This is a genomic window from Massilia sp. LjRoot122 (genome assembly GCF_964252725.1).
Classification (GTDB): Bacteria; Pseudomonadota; Gammaproteobacteria; order Burkholderiales; family Burkholderiaceae_D; genus Telluria.
On sequence record NZ_CAXUPB020000001.1, the window covers coordinates 3,973,050 to 3,991,601 of the forward strand.

Genomic DNA, 18,552 nt, shown 5'->3' on the forward strand with positions numbered 1-18,552 from the left:
TGTATGTGACAGCTTGATGAATGAATGTCACGGGATCGGGGCGGATATGCGGGCATATCCGCCCCGCGGCACTTATTTGTTCAGTGCCGGCGCCTTGCTGGCGGCCTCGCCGGCCTCCCACTGGCGCTTCAGCGCCGGGATCGCGGCCGGCTTCCAGGGCTTGACCGGCTGTTCCTTCATCTTCTTCTGGAGCAGCTCGATCGCCACTTCCAGCTGGCGGTCGCGGCCCGCGAAGGTCTCGTGCGGCAGGTTGTCGACCTCGACGTCCGGCGCGACGCCCACGCCTTCGATCAGCCATTCACCATCCGCCGCGAACTGGCCGAATTCCGCCACCCGCGCCATGCCGTTGTCGGACAGGCCGTTGCCGTCGCTGAGCCAGACCCCGGCGCCGGCGGTGCGCTTGCCGACCAGCGGGCCGAGTTTCAGCGACTTGACGCCGGCGGCGAAGGTCTCGCCGTCCGAGTAGGTCAGCTCGTCCATCAGCACCACCAGGTGGCCCCGGAAGGTGTTCTGCATGTTCGACTGCGGCAGGTTGCCGTTCGAGGTCCAGAAGGCCCAGGAGCGGCGCAGCAGCTTCTCGATGATCCAGCTGTCGATGTTGCCGCCGTTATTGCGGCGCACGTCGATGATCAGGCCTTCCTTGTTGATGTTGGCGTAGAAGTCGCGCGCGAAGGCGTTGATGTCGCGCGCCACCATCGCGCGCAGGTGCAGGTAGCCGATCTTGCCGTTCGAGGCCTTGTCGGCCTGCTGGGCCCTGCCCTGCTCCCAGTCGGCGTAGCGCAGGGCGGCGTGGCGCGTCATCGTCACCGGCGTCACGATGACCGGGCGCGCCTTGCCTCCCGCGCTCTTCACGTGCAGCAGCACCTGCTTGTCGGCCTGGTCGAGCAGCAGGTCGGCGATGTCGCGCGCTTCCACCAGCGACTTGCCGTTGACGGCCGTGATGATGTCGCCTTCCTTCACGCCCACGTCCGGCGCCGCCAGCGGTCCGCGCTCGGACGGCAGTTCCGGTTCGCTGCGGTAGACGCGGTCGACGCGGAAGCCGTCCTCGACCCGCGTCAGCACCGCGCCCAGGCTCGAGGGCACGCCTTCACCCTGCGCGCGGCGCACGTCGCCCGGACGGATCTGGGAGTGCAGCGCGCCGAGTTCGCCCACCATCATGCCCAGCACGTCGTCCAGTTCGGCGCGGTCGGTCACGCGCTCGACCAGCGGCGCGTAGCGGCTGCGCACGGCATTCCAGTCGATGCCGCGCATGTTGGCGTCGTACAGGAAGTCGCGGTGCATGCGCCAGGCGTCGTTGAACATCTGCTTCCATTCCAGGCGCGGGTTGGTGCTGACCGCCCAGTCGTCGATCCTGACCTTGGCCTTGGTGACGTCGGCCGGGGCCTTGGCGCCGGCGGCGACGATCAGCATCTCGCCCGGGCCGGATGCATTGAAGCTGCGGTAGAAGACGTGCTTGCGGTCGGTGCTCAGGCCAAACTCGCGGATGTTATTCACGAAGACTTCCAGCTGCGGGCTGCTGCGCGAGATCTCGAGGGTCTTCAGGGCGCCGCTGCGGCCGTTGTCGGATTCGAGCACGTAGAGGCGCTTGTCGTCGATGGCGAGGGCGCGGTAGTTGCCCGGTGCGACCGGCACTTCGTACAGGCGCTCGCGCAGGCCCGCATAGTCGATGGCCGGGGTCGGCGCCGCCTTGGCCTTGGGGTCGGTGGCATTGGCGGCGGCCGTTGCCGCGGCGGCGGCGGCCACGGCGGCGGTCTTGTCGGCTTCGTCCTTGCCGGGGGTGGTCACGGCAGTGCGCGCTGCGGCTTCCGGGGACGCCGTCTCGGGCTTGGTCAGCTCGTCCTCGGGCTTGAAGGGGAAGCGCACGCCCGGCTGCAGGGCCAGCGCGTAGATGCCGACGCGGCGGTCGAACACCGGGCCCATGTTGCGGTCGCCCCAGGGGCCGGCATTGCCGACGTTGAAGTGGCGCGAAGACAGGAAGTACAGCCACTTCCCGTCCGGCGAGAACACCGGCGAGTCGGCCGTGTAGCGGTCGGTGGTGACGAAGCTCACGCTTTTCGAGGCCAGGTTAACCATGCCGATCTGGTTGCGCTGCTCGCTGCTGCCGACGCGGACAAACGCCAGGTTGCGGCTGTCGGGCGACCACACCACCTGGTCCGGGCGCTCGGCGCCGACCTGCTTGGCATCGTCGATGATGACGTTGGTCTTCGCCTGCAGGTCGAGCAGCCAGGTGCGGCCCTTCTTGTCGGTGTGGGCCAGCCACTTGCCGTCCGGGGACGGGTACAGGCCCGAACGGTGGCTGGCGCCGTCCATGGTCAGGCGCTCGCCCTTGCCGGAGCCGTCGGCCGCGTAGCGCCAGATCTCGTTCTCGCCGCTGGTGTCGACGAAGGCGTAGACCCACTTGTCGTCGTGGCTGAATACGGCGCCGCGGGCGCGCGCGCCTTCCGGCACGGCGATCTCGACGCGGCGGTAGCTGCCGGTGCCGGCGATGGTCACCTTGCCGCGCGCGGTCAGCACGATGCGCTGGGCCTTGTTCGCGACTTCGATGCTGGTCAGCGCGTCGAGCGGCGAGCGCACGCGGCGGGTGCGCTGCTGGTCGAAGTCCGAGACCAGGCTGGCCTCGAGCCGGGTGTCGGCACCGCTGGCGATGTCGAACACGCGCAGGTCGGCGCCCAGCTGGTAGGCGATGCGGCCGTCGCCCAGCGAAGCGGTGCGCACGTCCCATTCCTTGTGCTGGGTGTGGACCTTGCGGTCGCTGCCGTCCGGCAGCGCGGACCAGATATTGTCGGCGCCGCCGGCGTCGCTGATGAAGTAAATGCGGCCCTGCCACCACATGGCGCGGCGGTTGTTGGCATCGTCGTCCTTGAACAGGCGCACGGCCTCGCCCTTCCCGCCCAGTTCGTAGCGCCACAGCTGGGCATGGGCGCCGCCGCGGTAGGCCTTGACGTTATCGTTGGTCATCGACAGGCCCATGCGCGTGAAGAACACGCTGCGGCCGTCGTCGCTCAGCACGGCATCGTTGGCATCGGCCAGCGGCAGCACGCGGCGCGCCATCTTGACCGGGTCGAGGGCGGCGACGATACGGTGTTTCGACGGCCCCACCGAATTTTCGGTACTGACCAGGACTTCGCCCTGCGCCGTCCAGCCCAGCACGGTCACGCCGCCGTTCTCGAAGGTGATGCGCTTGGGCAGGCCGCCCGCGATCGGCATCACATAGGCTTCCTGCGCGCCCTCATACGAGGCCGCGAAGGCGACGTACTTGCCGTCATGCGAGATCGTCGCCTGGGTTTCCGAGGACGGGTGGGTGGTCAGGCGGGTCGCCTTGCCCCCGGCCAGCGTGGTGCGCCACAGGTCGCCTTCGGCGGTGAAGACGATGCTGTCGCCGCGGATGGCGGGGAAACGGAAGTATGGGTCTGCGGCGGCGGCCTGGCTGCCGATGAGCGCCAGCGACAGGGCAAGGATGGTGCGGAACACGGTCATGGTCACGGTGGCAAAAGTTACTAAAGAGGAAGAGTTTGCCACACGAGCACGGCCGCGCGATGTGCATACGTGCAAAAAAAACCGCGCCGAAGCGCGGTTTTTGCGAGACCCGATCGATTACTCGATCTCGACCGTTTCGGCCGGAGCCGGCGGCGGCAGTGCGTCGCCTTCCGGGAACTCGAGGACGACGTCGTCCTTCTCGTTCAGGTCCACCGTGATGCGGCCACCGTTGACCAGGCGGCCGAACAGCAGCTCGTCGGCCAATGCCTTGCGGATCAGGTCCTGGATCAAGCGCGACATCGGACGGGCGCCCATCAGCGGGTCGAAGCCCTTCTTGCCGAGGAACTTGCGCAGTTTCTCGGTGAAGACCGCTTCCACCTTCTTCTCGTGCAGCTGCTCTTCCAGCTGCATCAGGAACTTGTCCACGACGCGCAGGATGATGTCCTCGTCCAGCGCGCGGAAGCTGATGATCGCGTCCAGGCGGTTGCGGAACTCCGGCGTGAACATGCGCTTGATGTCGGCCATCTCGTCGCCTGCCGCCTTCGAGTCCACGAAGCCCACCGAGCGCTTGGTCAGGCTCTCGGCGCCCGCATTGGTGGTCATGATGATGATCACGTTGCGGAAGTCGGCCTTGCGTCCGTTGTTGTCGGTCAGCGTGCCGTGGTCCATCACCTGCAGCAGGATGTTGAAGATGTCCGGATGGGCCTTCTCGATCTCGTCCAGCAGCAGCACCGCGTGCGGCTTCTTGGTGATGGCCTCGGTCAGCAGGCCGCCCTGGTCGAAGCCGACGTAGCCCGGCGGCGCACCGATCAGGCGCGACACCGCGTGGCGCTCCATGTACTCGGACATATCGAAGCGCACCAGCTCGATGCCCAGGATGAAGGCCAGCTGCTTGGCGACTTCGGTCTTGCCGACGCCGGTCGGACCGGAGAACAGGAAGGAGCCGATCGGCTTGTCGGTCTTGCCGAGGCCGGCACGCGCCATCTTGATCGCCGCCGACAGGGCTTCGATCGCCGGATCCTGGCCGAACACCACGTTGCGCAGGTCGCGGTCGATGGTCTGCAGCTTGCTGCGGTCGTCCTGGTTGACGGTCTGCGGCGGAATGCGCGCGATCTTCGAGATGATGTCCTCGATCTCGGTCTTGCCGATGGTCTTCTTCTGCTTCGACTTCGGCAGGATGCGCTGTGCCGCGCCCGCCTCGTCGATCACGTCGATGGCCTTGTCCGGCAGATGACGGTCATTGATGAAGCGCGCCGCCAGCTCGGCCGCGGTCGACAGCGCCGAGGCCGAATACTTGACGCCGTGGTGCTCTTCGAAGCGCGACTTCAGGCCGCGCAGGATCGCCACGGTCTGCTCGACCGACGGTTCGTTGACGTCGACCTTCTGGAAGCGGCGGCTCAGTGCGTGGTCTTTCTCGAACACGCCGCGGAATTCCGTGAACGTGGTCGCGCCGATGCACTTGAGCTGGCCGTTGGCCAGGGCCGGCTTCAGCAGGTTCGAGGCGTCGAGCGTGCCGCCCGAAGCCGAACCCGCGCCGATGATCGTGTGGATCTCGTCGATGAACAGGATGCCGTTCGGGGTGTCCTTGAGCTGCTTGAGCACGGCCTTCAGGCGCTGCTCGAAGTCGCCGCGGTACTTGGTGCCGGCCAGCAGCGCACCCATGTCGAGCGAATACACGACGGCGTTCTGCAGGATTTCCGGCACGTCTTCCTGGACGATGCGCCATGCCAGGCCTTCCGCGATGGCGGTCTTGCCGACGCCGGCCTCGCCCACCAGCAGCGGATTGTTCTTGCGGCGGCGGCACAGGATCTGGATCACGCGGTCGACTTCTTCCTCGCGCCCGATCAGCGGATCGATCTTGCCGTCGGCAGCCGACTTGTTCAGGTTCTGGGTGAACTGGTCGAGCGGGCTTTCCTTGGCCTGGCCTTCGACCTGCGCTTCTTCCACGCCTTCCGACGCCTTGCTGGTGTCGAGCTGCTGGTCCTTGCGCACGCCGTGCGAGATGAAATTGACCACGTCGAGGCGGGTCACGCCCTGCTGGTGCAGGTAATAGACGGCGTGCGAATCCTTCTCGCCGAAGATCGCGACCAGCACGTTGGCGCCGGTGACTTCCTTCTTGCCGTTCGAGGCCGACTGGACGTGCATGATGGCGCGCTGGATCACGCGCTGGAAACCGAGCGTCGGCTGGGTGTCCACCTCGCCCGTGCCAGGCACGGTCGGGGTGTTATCACCGATAAAATTAGTCAAGGTCTTGCGCAGGTCTTCGATATTGACCGCGCACGCACGCAGGACTTCGGCGGCTGATGGATTGTCGAGCAGGGCCAGCAGCAGGTGTTCCACGGTAATGAACTCGTGGCGGGCCTGGCGGGCTTCGACAAAGGCCATGTGTAGGGATACTTCAAGTTCCTGCGCAATCATACTTCCTCCATCACGCATTGCAGGGGGTGCCCTGCCTTACGCGCATGCGTTAAGACAAACTCCACTTTGGTACACGCTATATCTTTGGAAAACACCCCACAGACGCCCTTGCCGTGCCTATGCACGGAAAGCATGATCTGGGTCGCCGTTTCGCGATCCTTGTTGAAATACTCCTGGATGATCGCAACCACGAATTCCATCGGCGTGTAGTCGTCGTTCAGCAACGCCACCTGGTACAAGGGTGGCGGTTTTACGGTCTGCCGCTCCAGCAGCTGTTCAGTGTCATGCTTCGTAGCCATGGGCGTATTCTAATGCTTTCAAAGTCTGTGCCAAGCGTAAACATCAGCTTGTTTTCATGTGCTTCCATGTTACGCGATTCCCGTTGAATGCGCAGATGGCGATCCAATTGACGAAATCAAGAGCCGCGTTAGCTCTGCTGTGGAAAATTTGGCAACACTCGCTCAAAAGCGCTTGACTTACGTGGTTATTCCACCAACAATGTACTCATCGACATTGTACTTATGTACTTGTTGATAAGAAGTGAGCAGGCTGAGGAGGGGGCAAGAAGCTTCTTGCTTTTATGGCTCGTGTGATTAGTTAAAATTTGAAAGTTCTTTTATGGCAACTGGTACTGTTAAGTGGTTCAATGATTCCAAAGGCTTTGGCTTCATCACTCCTGATGACGGCGGCGAGGATCTGTTCGCACACTTCTCCGCAATCAATATGAACGGTTTTAAGACCCTCAAAGAAGGTCAAAAAGTCCAATTCGAAGTCACGCAAGGCCCGAAAGGCAAGCAAGCTTCCAATATCCAGGGCATGTAATCTTTCCCCTCCCGGAAGCAAGGAACCCCGCGCAAGCGGGGTTTTTTTTCGCCCATCCGCCCTACCCTGCTCCTTCGGTACGAGCATAAGCCAGTTCCGCCGCAAAGTCGCTGGTGTCCTTCAACAGTGCGGCAATGCGCTCGTCGCTGACCGAATCGCCGCGCGCGAGCCGCGCATCCTCCTGCCAGTCCGCCAGCACGGCATCGAAGCGCTGCGCCAGCACGGTGCCGCGCTCGGCCAGTCCCGCCGGCAGCGGGCCCGACGCATGCAGCCCGCGCAGCGTTTTTGGATTGGCAATACGGTGGAAGCCGTAGATGAAACGGCCGATGCGCTCGTAGTCTGCCTGGTAAGCCATTGCCGCCTCCCGATAAAAGCGCCCGGCCCGGCTTACATCTGCTCGATCATGACCTCGCCGAAGCCCGAACAGGACACCTGGGTCGCCCCTTCCATCAGGCGCGCGAAGTCATAGGTGACTCTTTTCGAGGTAATCGCGCGTTCCATCGCACTGATGATGAGATTGGCTGCTTCGACCCACCCCATATGGCGGAGCATCATCTCTGCCGAAAGGATGAGGGAGCCAGGGTTCACGTAGTCCTTGCCGGCATACTTCGGCGCGGTACCGTGGGTGGCCTCGAACATCGCCACCGAGTCCGACATGTTCGCGCCCGGGGCGATGCCGATGCCGCCGACCTGGGCCGCCAGGGCGTCGGAGATGTAGTCGCCGTTCAGGTTCAGGGTGGCGATCACGCTGTACTCGGCCGGGCGCAGCAGGATCTGCTGCAGGAAGGCGTCGGCGATCGAATCCTTGATGGTGATCTCGCGGCCGGTGCGCGGGTTCTTGAACTTGCACCATGGGCCGCCGTCGATCAGCTCGGCCCCGAACTCCTTCTGGGCCAGCGCATAGCCCCAGTCGCGGAAGCCGCCCTCGGTGTACTTCATGATGTTGCCCTTGTGTACCAGGGTCACCGAGGGCTTGTCGTTGTCGACCGCGTACTGGATCGCCTTGCGCACCAGGCGCTCGGTGCCTTCGCGCGAGACCGGCTTTAGCCCCAAGCCCGAGGTCTCCGGGAAGCGGATCTTCTTGACGCCCATCTCTTCGGTCAGGAACTTGATGACTTTCTTGACGCCTTCCGAGCCTTCGGCCCATTCGATGCCGGCATAGATGTCTTCCGAGTTCTCGCGGAAGATCACCATGTCGGTCTTTTCCGGCTGCTTCAGCGGCGACGGCACGCCGGCGAAGTAGCGCACCGGGCGCAGGCAGACGTAGAGGTCGAGTTCCTGGCGCAACGCCACGTTGAGCGAACGGATGCCGCCGCCGACCGGGGTCGTGAGCGGGCCCTTGATCGAGACCACGTAGTCCTTCACCACATCCAGGGTTTCCGACGGCAGCCACACGTCGGGACCGTAGACATTGGTCGATTTTTCGCCGGCGTAGATTTCCATCCAGCTGATCTTGCGGCTGCCGCCATAGGCCTTGGCCACGGCCGCGTCGACGACCTTGAGCATGACCGGGGTGATGTCGACGCCGGTGCCGTCACCCTCGATGTACGGAATGACCGGATTGTCCGGCACATTCAGCGAAAAGTCGGCGTTGACGGTGATTTTCTGGCCGTCGGCCGGGACCTTGATATGTTGGTACATCGTGCTCTCCCATGTGGTCGCGTGGCAGGCCGTGTCGCGGCGTCGGGCCTGCCCCGCATTTCATCTACAATGTGGAATACGGCTGCAAGTCTTGTATAAGACCCTTTCCTGGCATCTTGCATTATGCACCAGTATTTTCCGAGGCGCTACGCAACGCCTTTTATGACCCCATTCGCCATCCATGCCTCTGATCCTCTTCAATAAACCCTTCCAGGTGCTGTGCCAGTTCTCTGGCCAGGACGGCCGCGAGACCCTGGCCGACTACCTGGACATCCCCAACATCTACCCTGCCGGCCGGCTCGATGCCGACAGCGAAGGCCTGATGCTGCTGACCGACGACGGCAAGCTACAGCACAAGATCGCGCACCCGGACCACAAGGAAGCCAAGACCTACCTGGTGCAGGTGGATGGCGTGGCCGATGCGGCCGCGCTGGCCCGGCTGCAGGCGCCGCTCGACCTGGGCGACTTCGTGACCAAGCCTTGCCGCGCGGTGCGCATCGCCGAGCCGGAATGGCTGTGGCCGCGCAACCCGCCGATCCGTGCGCGCCAGGACAAGCCGACCAGCTGGATTGCGATCACGCTGGAGGAGGGGAAAAACCGGCAGGTGCGCAGGATGACGGCGGCGGTGGGTTTGCCGACCCTGAGGCTGGTGCGCAGCAGTATCGGACCCTTCTCGCTGGCGACGCATCCCCTGATGCCGGGGGAATTTATTGAGGTGCCGACTTCCTCGTTGAGATGAGAGGTAACGAATAGCACCACCAGACGATGATCCGTCATCCCGGCGCAGGCCGGGATCCAATTTCCCATCCGAAGTCCACGCCGTCGACTATTCGCGCAAAATTGGGTTCCGGCCTTCGCCGGAACGACGGTTTTACGGTTAGGTGAATAAAAAACGCCGGCGTGAAAGCCGGCGTTCTTATTTTGAGCAAGCGATCGCTTAAGCCGCGAACGACTCCAGCGCAGCATTGAAGGTCGCGCTCGGACGCATCACCGCTTTCACCTTGGTGTCATCGGCCTTGTAATAGCCGCCGATATCGGCCGGCTTGCCCTGCACTTCCAGCATTTCCGCAACGATCTTCTGCTCGTTCTCGGCCAGCTGCTTGGCCAGCGGCGCGAACCTGGCTGCCAGTTCGGCGTCCTCGGTCTGCGCGGCCAGTTCCTGGGCCCAGTACATCGACAGGTAGAACTGGCTGCCGCGGTTGTCGAGTTCACCGGTCTTCGGCGACGGCGACTTGCGGTTGTCCAGCAGCTTGCCGGTGGCGGCGTCCAGGGTCTTGGCCAGCACCTTGGCCTTGTTGTTGCCGGTCTTGAGGCCCAGGTCTTCCAGCGACACGGCCAGCGCCAGGAACTCGCCCAGCGAATCCCAGCGCAGGTGGTTTTCTTCGGTCAGCTGCTGCACGTGCTTCGGCGCCGAACCGCCGGCGCCGGTTTCGTACATGCCGCCGCCGGCCATCAGCGGGACGATCGACAGCATCTTGGCGCTGGTGCCCAGTTCCAGGATCGGGAACAGGTCGGTCAGGTAGTCGCGCAGGATGTTACCGGTCACCGAGATGGTGTCCAGGCCGCGCTTGACGCGCTCCAGGGTGTAGCGCATCGCACGGACCTGCGACATGATCTGGATGTCCAGGCCGGTGGTGTCGTGGTCCTTCAGGTAGGTCTTGACCTTCTTGATCAGCTCATTCTCGTGCGGACGGTACGGATCCAGCCAGAACACGGCCGGCATGCCCGAGTTGCGCGCGCGGGTGACCGCCAGCTTGACCCAGTCGCGGACCGGGGCGTCCTTGGTCTGGCACATGCGCCAGATGTCGCCGGTTTCCACGTTTTGGCTCATCAGGACTTCGCCGGTGGCGAGGTCGGTGATGTTGGCCACGCCGTCTTCCGGGATCTCGAAGGTCTTGTCGTGCGAGCCGTATTCTTCGGCCTGCTGCGCCATCAGGCCCACGTTCGGGACCGTGCCCATGGTCTTCGGATCGAAGGCGCCGTGCCACTTGCAGAAGTTGATGATCTCCTGGTAGATACGGGCGAAGGTCGATTCCGGGATGACCGCCTTGACTTCCTTCAGCTTGCCGTTGGCGTCGTACATCTTGCCGCCGGCGCGAATCATGGCCGGCATCGACGCGTCGACGATCACGTCGTTCGGCGAATGGAAGTTGGTGATGCCCTTGGTCGAGTCGACCATGGCCAGCGCCGGACGGTGTTCCTGGCAGGCGTGCAGGTCGCGTTCGATTTCTTCGCGCTGCGAAGTCGGCAGGTCGGCGATCTTGTTGTAGAGATCAGCCATGCCGTTGTTGACGTTGATGCCGAGGCTGTCGAACAGGGCGCCGTGCTTCTCGAAGGCTTCCTTGTAGAACATGCGCACGCAGTGGCCGAACACGATCGGGTGCGAGACCTTCATCATGGTCGCCTTGACGTGCAGCGAGAACAGCACACCGGTTTCTTTCGCGTCGTCGATCTGCTTGGCGTAGAAGTCCAGCAGGGCCTTGCGGCTCATGAACATCGAATCGATGATCTCGCCGGCCTGCAGGGCGACCTTCGGTTTCAGCACGATGGTCTGGCCCGACTTGGTGATCAGTTCCATCTTGACGTCGCGGGCGGCCTCGAGGGTCATCGACTTTTCGCCGTGATAGAAGTCGCCGTGGGTCATGTGCGAGACGTGGGTGCGCGATGCCTGCGACCACGGGGCCATCGAATGCGGGTTCTTGCGTGCGTATTCCTTGACGGCCTTCGGCGCGCGGCGGTCCGAGTTACCTTCACGCAGGACCGGGTTCACGGACGAACCGATGCACTTGCCGTACTTGGCCTTGATGGCCTTTTCTTCGTCGGTCTTCGGGTCGGCCGGGTAGTCCGGCAGGTTGTAGCCCTTGGCCTGCAGTTCCTTGATGGCGGCGGTCAGCTGGCCCACCGAGGCCGAGATGTTCGGCAGCTTGATGATGTTCGCGTCCGGCTCCAGGGTCTTCTTGCCCAGTTCGCTCAGCACGTCCGGGACGCGCTGTTCCGGCGTCAGGTTTTCCGGGAACTGGGCCAGGATACGGGCGGCGACCGAAATATCGGCCTGCTCGACCTTGATGCCGGCCGGCTTGGTGAAGGTGCTGACGACAGGCAGGAAGGCGTGGGTCGCCAGCAGCGGGGCCTCGTCGGTCAGGGTGTAGATGATGGTCGGATCACTGCTCATACGCTTTTTCCTCGATGATCGTGCGGGTCGCACGATGTCTAAAAACGGGTGGTAACGCTCGGGCCTTGAAGAGGCAGACTTCGCGAAGTCTTCTATAAGACATAAGACGGCGTTTCACATTATGCACCAACATTTTACTGTGCGCCACGGTTTTAAGATATGCACCGGCAGCCCGAAAGCGAACCGGACAATGAAGCCGACAAACGACAAAACCCGCCGGGACCGAAGTCGGGCGGGTCTTGCTCTGCACAGAACTGCCTGCGCGGCCTAGGCCGCACGCATGTCGAATTAAGCCGACAGTGCCTTCAGGGCTGCAGCCAGACGGCTCTTGTGGCGGGCTGCTTTGTTCTTGTGGATGATCTTCTTGTCAGCGATGCTGTCGATGGTCGACACGGACTGCTGGAAGATGGTGGTTGCAGCGGCCTTGTCGCCAGCCTGGATGGCCTTGCGGACTGCCTTGATTGCGGTGCGCAGGGTCGAACGCTGCGACGAGTTGTGCGCGTTTTGCTTAACTGCTTGACGAGCGCGCTTACGCGCTTGTGCGGTATTTGCCATGAAATTTCCTAAATCGGGGTCAAGTTGCGTTTGCAAACATTCGCGAGTGAAACTGGCGCCTCATTTATGTCCGACGAGTGCCTGCCCAACGATTCGTGTCTGCTAACAGAATTCAGTACAGCCCACGATTATAGCGAAGGAAGCCCGCCAGGGCAATTCATAATTGCATAATTGTCGTCCGGGCGCCCGTGTGCCGGTCCGGGACCGGTATTGCCCAAGTATAATCCCGGCCCATGAACCTGCTCCGTACCCTTGCCGCAATTTCCAGCATGACCATGGTGTCCCGCGTCACCGGCCTGCTGCGTGAAAGCCTGTTCGCGGCCGCCTTTGGCGCCTCCTACTTCACCGACGCCTTCAACATCGCCTTCCGCCTGCCCAACCTGCTGCGGCGCCTGTTTGCCGAAGGCGCGTTCTCGCAGGCCTTCGTCCCGATCCTGACCGAATACAAGACAAAGCACGGCCAGGAAGCCACCAAGACCCTGGTCGACCATGTGGCCACCGTCCTGATCTGGGCCACCATCCTGACCAGCATTGCCGGCATCCTGGCGGCGCCGGTCCTGATCTACTGGATCGGCGGCGGCCTGCAGGACGAGCCGGAAGCCTTCGATGCGGCGGTCGTCATGACCCGGATGATGTTCCCCTATATTGCCTGCATGGCCTTCGTGGCCCTGGCCAGCGGGATCCTCAACACCTGGCGCCAGTTCAAGATACCGGCCTTCACGCCGGTCCTGCTGAACATCTCCTTCATCTTCGCCGCCGTGGTGCTGTCCGACTACTTCGCCCAGCCGATCTATGCGATGGCGGTCGGCGTGTGCATCGGCGGCCTGCTGCAGGTGGCGATCCAGATCCCTCCCCTGCTCAAGCTCGGCATGCTGCCGCGCCTGTCGCTCAACCCGCTGGTCGGCCTGCGCGACAGCGGCGTGCACCGCATGCTCGGCAAGATGGGGCCGGCCGTCTTCGCCGTGGCGGCGGCCCAGATCAGCCTCCTGATCAATACCACCATCGCCGCCTGGCAGGGGCCCGGCGCCGTCTCGGCCCTGCAGTATGCCGACCGCCTGATGGAACTGCCAACCGCGCTGCTGGGCGTCGCGCTCGGCACCATCCTGCTGCCGGGCCTGGCCAAGGCGAATACCGACGGCGACACCACCGAGTACTCGTCCCTGCTGGACTGGGGCCTGCGCCTGACCTTCCTGCTGGCGATCCCGTCGGCAGTGGGCATGGCGACCCTGGCCGAGCCGATGATTTCCACCCTGTTCCACTACGGCGAATTCGACGACGCCGACGTGCTCAAGTCGTCCAGGCCGCTGATGGCCTATGCCGCCGGCCTGCTCGGCTTCATCCTGGTCAAGACGCTGGCGCCGGCCTTCTTCGCGCGCCAGGAAGTGCGCACCCCGGTCAAGATCGCGGTGGGCGTGCTGGTGGTGACCCAGCTCTTGAACATCGTGTTCGTACCGATGTTCGGCGTGGCCGGGCTGGCGCTGTCGATCGGCGTCGGCGCCTGCATCAATGCCGCCTTCCTGTATGCCGGCCTGCGCCGCCGCCGGATCTACGTGCCGCAAGCGGGCTGGGGCAAGTTCCTGGTCAAGCTGCTGGTGGCGGTCGCCGTGATGGGCGCGGTGTCCTGGTTCGCGCAGGACCAGTTCGACTGGATCGCCATGCGCGCCACGCCGCTGCTGCGCGCCGGCGTGCTGGCGGCGATCATCGCCGCCGCGGCACTGGCCTACTTCGCCGTGCTGGCGCTGCTGGGCTTCCGTCCGCGCGACTTCAAGCGCCGCGCCAAGTAAGTCAGCGCCCGGAATCCTGTGATTGGCCGGGCGGTTCCTTCGGCTCCTTCTCTTCAGGCTCGGCCGGCTTCTCCGGCGCCGGTTCTTCTTCGGGCGGCTCCTCCTTCGGCGCTTCCGGTTCAGGTTCAGGCTGGGGCTCCGCCTGGGGCGGCGGCGCGGGCGGCGCTGGCGGCGCCAGGGGCACAGTGCCCGGCTGCGGCGGCCTGCCCGGCGGCCGCGCGCCCGGCGCCAGCGGTACGCTGCTTCCCCCCTGCTCGGCCATGAACTTCCAGTCGGCGATGTGCTCGCGGTTCTCGAAGCCCGGGAAGCGCTTGTCGAAATTGGCCAGCTTGAGCGGCGTGGCCTGCGACAGGCTGTGCACGCCCAGGATGCGCCCGCCCTCGCCCGCCCGCACCAGCCCCCACTCGGCCTTGCCGCTGACCGGATCGACGAAGATCTTGCGCAGGTGCCGGCGCGGGCTCGGGAAGCGGGTATCGCGCAGCAGTTCCTGCAGCGTCATGGGCTGGGGCGGCTGGCCGCGCGGGGTCGCTTCGGCATAGGTCCGCAGGGCGGTACTGAACTGGGCGCCGATCTCCAGCAGCTCCTGTTCCGCGTGGGCGCGCTGCAGCAGCGCGCCGATCTTCAAGGTGGCCGCGCCGACCATGCCGATGATGAAGACGAAGATGATCAGGCCGAGGTAGGTAAAGCCGGCCTGGCGCGGCGGCTGGCGCTGATTCACGCTACCACTCCGCGTAGGGCTTGCCCTTGCGGCCATTGCCCGGCGCCCCGCTCTTGACGTTGCCTACCTCGCCGGGCTCGCCTTCCGGCGGCGCTTCCACGATCCAGGTCTCGCGGCTCTCGGTAATGGGATCCATCGGCAGTTCGCGCAGGTACTTCTTCTCGACCAGCTGGTCGAGCGAATCCGGATAGCGCCCGGTATCGGCGCGGAACTGGTCGATGATCGCGCGCGTGTTGCGCAGGTTCTCCTCGAGGATGGTTTCGCGGGTGGCGTCGATGCTCGGGAAGAAGCGCGGCACCGCCAGCGTCAGCAGCAGGGCCACGATGCCCAGCACCACCAGCAGTTCGATCAGGGTGAAGGCGCGCGGGCGCCGGAGGATGGGCATCGTGTTCACCACTTGTTGTAAGGGATGCCGTTCAGGCCGGGTTTCTCGGACATCGAATACACGTCGTAGACGTCGTCGCCCTCCTTCGGCTCGTCGGGCTCGCTGGCGTAGCTGCGCTTGCCCCAGGTCTCGGCATCGGATGCCGCCGGATCCGGATGGAAGGGGTCGCGCGGCAGGCGCCGCATGAAGTAGATCCGGGCCTGCTTGGGGCTGCGCAGGTCGCGCACGCCCTCGACCAGCATCTCGAGGCGCGGCGGATAGCCGCTGGCGCCCGCGGTCTTGGCCACGCGGCCGTCGTCGCTGGCCTTCTTGTAGGCGTCGATGCCGGTGCGGATCTCGCGCAGCGCGCGGCGCAGCTCCACCTCGTCACGGCGCTGGGCCGTGACCTGGGCCACCGGGAGCACCAGCGTTCCCAGCAGGGCCAGGATCGCCAGCGTCACCAGCAGCTCGATGAGCGTGAAGCCGCGCCTGAACATTACTGCTGGGCGGGCGGCGGCGGCGGCACCGGCACCACCTGGATGTTCGGTGCGGGCGCGGCCGGCGGCGGGCCGGATTGCGGGGAACCGGTCTGCGGCGTCACCGGCAGTTGCGACGGCGGTACCGAAATCGGGCGCTCCGGCGCCGGTGCCGGGGCAGTCCCTGGCGCCGTGCCCGCGGCACGTGCGGCTGCTGCTGCGGCGGCCGCGCCCGCAGTGACAGGCAACTGGACCGGCGCGCGTGCCGTGCCGTCCGGGCGGCGGCGGAAGCTGGCCTCGGTGCCGGCGCCGAATTCGGAGGCTGCGGCCGGCGGGCGCTGCACCGTGCGCACCAGGCGCGGCGTGATCGACAGCACGATCTCGGTGCGGTCGTTGGAATCGCGCGTGCTGCCGAACAGGCGGCCGACGATCGGCAGGTCGCCGATGCCCGGCACCTTGCTGCCGCTGGAGCGGTCCTCGTTGCTGATCAGGCCCGCCAGCACCTGGTTCTCGCCATCCTTCAGCTGCAGCAGGGTGGTGGCCGAGCGGGTGCCGATGCGGTAGGCCACGGTGCCGGAGCGGGTGGTCACCGATTCGCCCAGGGTGCTGACCTCGAGCGAAATGCGGATCCCGACTTCGTTGTTCAGGTAGATGGTCGGCTCCACGTTGAGGGTCAGGCCGACGTCCACGTAGTTCACCGATTCGGACGCGAAGCCGCCCACGCCCGAGGAAATCGTGGTCGAGATGTTCGGGATCTTGTCGCCGATGACGACCTTGGCCTTTTCCTTGTTGCGCACGCGGATGCGCGGATTGGCCAGGGTGTTCGAGTCGCCGTCGGTCTTGTTGGCGTTGACGGTGGCGGTGAGGTCGCTGAAGACGCCGATGTTGCCGCGGTTCAGGCCGCGCAGCTGGTCGATGCTGACCGGGTCGCCGTCGATGGTGGCCAGCGGCGCGAACGAGACCGCGCCCGGCCAGGCGATGCCGAGGTCGGTGATGCGGCTGCGCTTGATCTCCAGCACCTCGACATCGAGCATGACTTCCGGCTCGGGCACGTCCTGCAGCGCCACCAGCTGGGTCGCCACGCGCACCGCTTCCGGGCTGTCGCGCAGGATCACGAGATTCAGCTTTTCGTCCACCACCACGTCGCGCGACTTGAGGATGGTCTTGAAGGTGTTGGCGATGTTCTTGGCGTCGGCATTGGCCAGGAAGAAGGTCTTGACCGTCATCTCCTGGTATTCCTTCAGCTTGGCCGCCACGTTCGGGTAGATCAGGATGGTGTTGCCGTCCATGACCTGGCGCTCGAGCTGGTTGGTCATCAGGAGGTAGTAGACCGCCGCCTCGACCGTGCTTTTCTTCAGGAAGATCGAGCTGCGCGCATCGGACTTGACGTCCTTGTCGAACACGAAGTTCAGGCCGGAGTGGCGTGCGATGACTTCGAAGATCTGCTTCAGCGGGGCATCGCGGAATTCAAGGCTGATCGGCTTGCGGAAGGACGCCGCCAGCGCCGCCTCGCCGGCCGGGGCGGCGGCCGCCTTCTCGTCCACCTCGAGCATCAGGAGGCGCGCCGCTTCGTGGGCCGGGCGTTCGGTGAGAATGGCGCCCAGCTTCTGGCGTGCGGTATCGAGCTCGCCCTTGTCGAAGGCGGCGCGCGCCTCCTGCAGCATGGCGCTGTGGCGGCGGTCTGCCTCGACCTGGCGCAGGCCGGCGCGGGCGCGCTCGTTGGCCGGGTCGAAGGCCAGCACGCGGCGGTAGTCCTGCAGCGCCGCCTCGGCCTGGCCGGCCGCGAAGGCCGCCTCGGCCTGCCCGAGCAGGCGGCCGGCCGCGCTGTCGCGGGCGCGCAGGTAGGCAGTGCGGTACTGGGCGTTGCCCGGGTCGGCGGTGACCGCCTCCTGGTACTTCGCCAGCCCGGCGCCGACCTGGTCCTGGGCCACCAGCGCATTGCCTTCCTGGTAGGCGCGCTGCCCGGCGCAGCCGCCGAGCAGCACCGCCCCGAGGCCAGCGGCAAGCACGAGTTTGCGGATACGAACCATCAGTCGAATACTCCAATATTGAGCTGCTGAACCTGGTTCAGCGGCAGGTAGGTCAGGGTCAGCACGGGCGGACGGATCGCATCGACGCGGTACATGCCGTCGATCGTCATGTTCTCGCGGACCAGATGGGTACGGTCGCCCCGTGCCAGGTAGATTTCCCAGGTGCCGTCCTGCAGCGACTTGCCGATGAAGGTGTAAGGCAACGGCGGCGCGCTCGGCGGCGGCGGTGGCGGCGCGGGGGCCGGCGGCGGTGGCGGCGGCGTCCAGTCCTGGCGCGCGAACACGCCATTCTCGCCGGCGTTGAAACGCGCTTCGCTGTCGCCGATCAGGACCTCGCGGTCCACCAGCCGCAGGATGGCCGGGGCCTTGTCCTTGCGCGCGGCGGTGCCGGCATCCGCGACCGGCGCCGGCGCCGGGGCGCGCTCGACCGGCTCGGCCACCACGTCCTCGGGGGTGTTGTCGCCGAAGGCGACCAGGCCGGCGGCAGCGGCCAGGGCGACCGCCATCGCGATGTGGCGCGGCTTCATTGCGGCACTCCCGGGGTGGCGGCGAGATACAGCGTCAGGCGCAGGCGCGCCTCGACGGTCGGGCTGCCGATCGCGTCGCGCCGGAAACCGACGTCGTCGAGCGAGGCATGCGGCAGCGCACGCAGCGCGTCGAAGGCGAACTGCCAGATCGCGCCGTAGCGGCCGCTCACCGGCAGGGTGACCTGGTAGGTATGGAAGCGTCCGGCGCGATCCAGGCTGCTGCGGTACTCGCCCTGGCGCAGGCTCAAGCCGTTCTTTTCGGCCAGCGCGAACAGGGTCTTGAGCTGGCGATCGAGCTGGCGGCGCTGACCCAGCGAGGAATAGAAATGCGCGAGGTTCTGGTCGGCGCTCGGCGGCGGCAGCGCCGGCGCGGCCAGCGGCGAGGGCGGCATGGCGGCCTGGCGGCGCGCGGCCGCGTACTCCTCGTCGATATCGACCAGCGCCTTGAACATGAAGGCCATCGCCACGATGACACCGAGGGCCAGCACGACGGCGCCGGCAATGACCGGGTTCATGCGGCGCAGCGCAAGCACCGTGCGCAGCCACAGTGCCGACAAGCTCATGTCCT

The 18,552-nt window shown here is 65.3% G+C and carries 16 protein-coding genes; 3 read left to right on the forward strand and 13 right to left on the reverse strand.

The window, feature by feature from the left end; genetic code table 11:
* Positions 1-72: 72 nt before the first annotated feature.
* The 3 genes from ACSQ25_RS17385 to clpS all read right to left on the reverse strand — a co-directional run bounded on the left by ACSQ25_RS17385 (position 73) and on the right by clpS (position 6,194).
* Entirely contained in the window at positions 73-3,519 is a 3,447-nt protein-coding gene (locus ACSQ25_RS17385) for a S41 family peptidase (RefSeq protein ID WP_436106924.1), read from the reverse strand.
* A gap of 75 nt (positions 3,520-3,594) precedes the next feature.
* On the reverse strand, positions 3,595-5,895 hold the full coding sequence (clpA, locus tag ACSQ25_RS17390) for an ATP-dependent Clp protease ATP-binding subunit ClpA (RefSeq protein ID WP_436106925.1): 2,301 nt from the start codon (positions 5,893-5,895) through the stop codon (positions 3,595-3,597).
* On the reverse strand, positions 5,892-6,194 hold the full coding sequence (clpS, locus tag ACSQ25_RS17395; RefSeq protein WP_027864722.1) for an ATP-dependent Clp protease adapter ClpS: 303 nt from the start codon (positions 6,192-6,194) through the stop codon (positions 5,892-5,894). Before clpS ends, clpA begins: the two co-directional genes overlap by 4 nt.
* 319 nt (positions 6,195-6,513) lie before the next feature.
* Between clpS and cspE the strand changes: the two genes are divergently transcribed.
* A complete protein-coding gene (gene cspE / locus ACSQ25_RS17400) occupies positions 6,514-6,717 on the forward strand; it encodes a transcription antiterminator/RNA stability regulator CspE (protein ID WP_020653506.1) in 204 nt (67 codons plus the stop codon).
* A 61-nt stretch (positions 6,718-6,778) separates the two neighbouring features.
* On the opposite strand, the gene ACSQ25_RS17405 is transcribed toward cspE, so the two are convergent.
* Both ACSQ25_RS17405 and icd read right to left on the reverse strand, forming a co-directional pair.
* Complete coding sequence (locus tag ACSQ25_RS17405; protein ID WP_436106926.1) at positions 6,779-7,072, reverse strand: hypothetical protein; 294 nt, start codon at positions 7,070-7,072, stop codon at positions 6,779-6,781.
* A gap of 32 nt (positions 7,073-7,104) precedes the next feature.
* Positions 7,105-8,358 (reverse strand): NADP-dependent isocitrate dehydrogenase, encoded by a 1,254-nt coding sequence (gene icd / locus ACSQ25_RS17410; RefSeq protein WP_436106927.1) that lies wholly within the window; start codon positions 8,356-8,358, stop codon positions 7,105-7,107.
* A 181-nt stretch (positions 8,359-8,539) separates the two neighbouring features.
* Here icd and ACSQ25_RS17415 point away from each other — a divergent pair, with 181 nt between their 5' ends.
* On the forward strand, positions 8,540-9,097 hold the full coding sequence (locus ACSQ25_RS17415; protein ID WP_436106928.1) for a pseudouridine synthase: 558 nt from the start codon (positions 8,540-8,542) through the stop codon (positions 9,095-9,097).
* Positions 9,098-9,295: 198 nt separating this feature from the next.
* On the opposite strand, the gene ACSQ25_RS17420 is transcribed toward ACSQ25_RS17415, so the two are convergent.
* Positions 9,296-11,530: an NADP-dependent isocitrate dehydrogenase gene (locus tag ACSQ25_RS17420; protein WP_436106929.1), complete on the reverse strand. Its 2,235-nt coding sequence runs from the start codon at positions 11,528-11,530 to the stop codon at positions 9,296-9,298.
* Positions 11,531-11,818: 288 nt separating this feature from the next.
* A complete protein-coding gene (gene rpsT, locus ACSQ25_RS17425; RefSeq protein WP_027864728.1) occupies positions 11,819-12,085 on the reverse strand; it encodes a 30S ribosomal protein S20 in 267 nt (88 codons plus the stop codon).
* Between the two features lie 233 nt (positions 12,086-12,318).
* On the opposite strand from rpsT, the gene murJ reads away from it, so the two are divergent.
* Positions 12,319-13,869: a murein biosynthesis integral membrane protein MurJ gene (murJ, locus tag ACSQ25_RS17430; RefSeq protein WP_436106930.1), complete on the forward strand. Its 1,551-nt coding sequence runs from the start codon at positions 12,319-12,321 to the stop codon at positions 13,867-13,869.
* A gap of 1 nt (position 13,870) precedes the next feature.
* Here murJ and ACSQ25_RS17435 read toward each other — a convergent pair whose 3' ends face one another.
* The 6 genes from ACSQ25_RS17435 to ACSQ25_RS17460 are packed head-to-tail and all read right to left on the reverse strand — an operon-like array spanning position 13,871 to position 18,547.
* A complete protein-coding gene (locus ACSQ25_RS17435) occupies positions 13,871-14,587 on the reverse strand; it encodes a type II secretion system protein (RefSeq protein ID WP_436106931.1) in 717 nt (238 codons plus the stop codon).
* 1 nt (position 14,588) lies between these two features.
* Complete coding sequence (locus tag ACSQ25_RS17440; protein WP_436106932.1) at positions 14,589-14,972, reverse strand: type II secretion system protein; 384 nt, start codon at positions 14,970-14,972, stop codon at positions 14,589-14,591.
* 5 nt (positions 14,973-14,977) lie between these two features.
* On the reverse strand, positions 14,978-15,448 hold the full coding sequence (locus ACSQ25_RS17445) for a type II secretion system protein (RefSeq protein ID WP_436106933.1): 471 nt from the start codon (positions 15,446-15,448) through the stop codon (positions 14,978-14,980).
* The gene (locus ACSQ25_RS17450) at positions 15,448-17,457 is read right to left on the reverse strand and encodes a secretin N-terminal domain-containing protein (RefSeq protein ID WP_436106934.1); all 2,010 of its coding nucleotides are present in this window, start codon (positions 17,455-17,457) and stop codon (positions 15,448-15,450) included. Before ACSQ25_RS17450 ends, ACSQ25_RS17445 begins: the two co-directional genes overlap by 1 nt.
* The gene (locus ACSQ25_RS17455; RefSeq protein ID WP_436106935.1) at positions 17,457-17,984 is read right to left on the reverse strand and encodes a hypothetical protein; all 528 of its coding nucleotides are present in this window, start codon (positions 17,982-17,984) and stop codon (positions 17,457-17,459) included. Before ACSQ25_RS17455 ends, ACSQ25_RS17450 begins: the two co-directional genes overlap by 1 nt.
* On the reverse strand, positions 17,981-18,547 hold the full coding sequence (locus ACSQ25_RS17460) for a hypothetical protein (protein ID WP_436106936.1): 567 nt from the start codon (positions 18,545-18,547) through the stop codon (positions 17,981-17,983). Before ACSQ25_RS17460 ends, ACSQ25_RS17455 begins: the two co-directional genes overlap by 4 nt.
* Positions 18,548-18,552 lie beyond the last annotated feature (5 nt).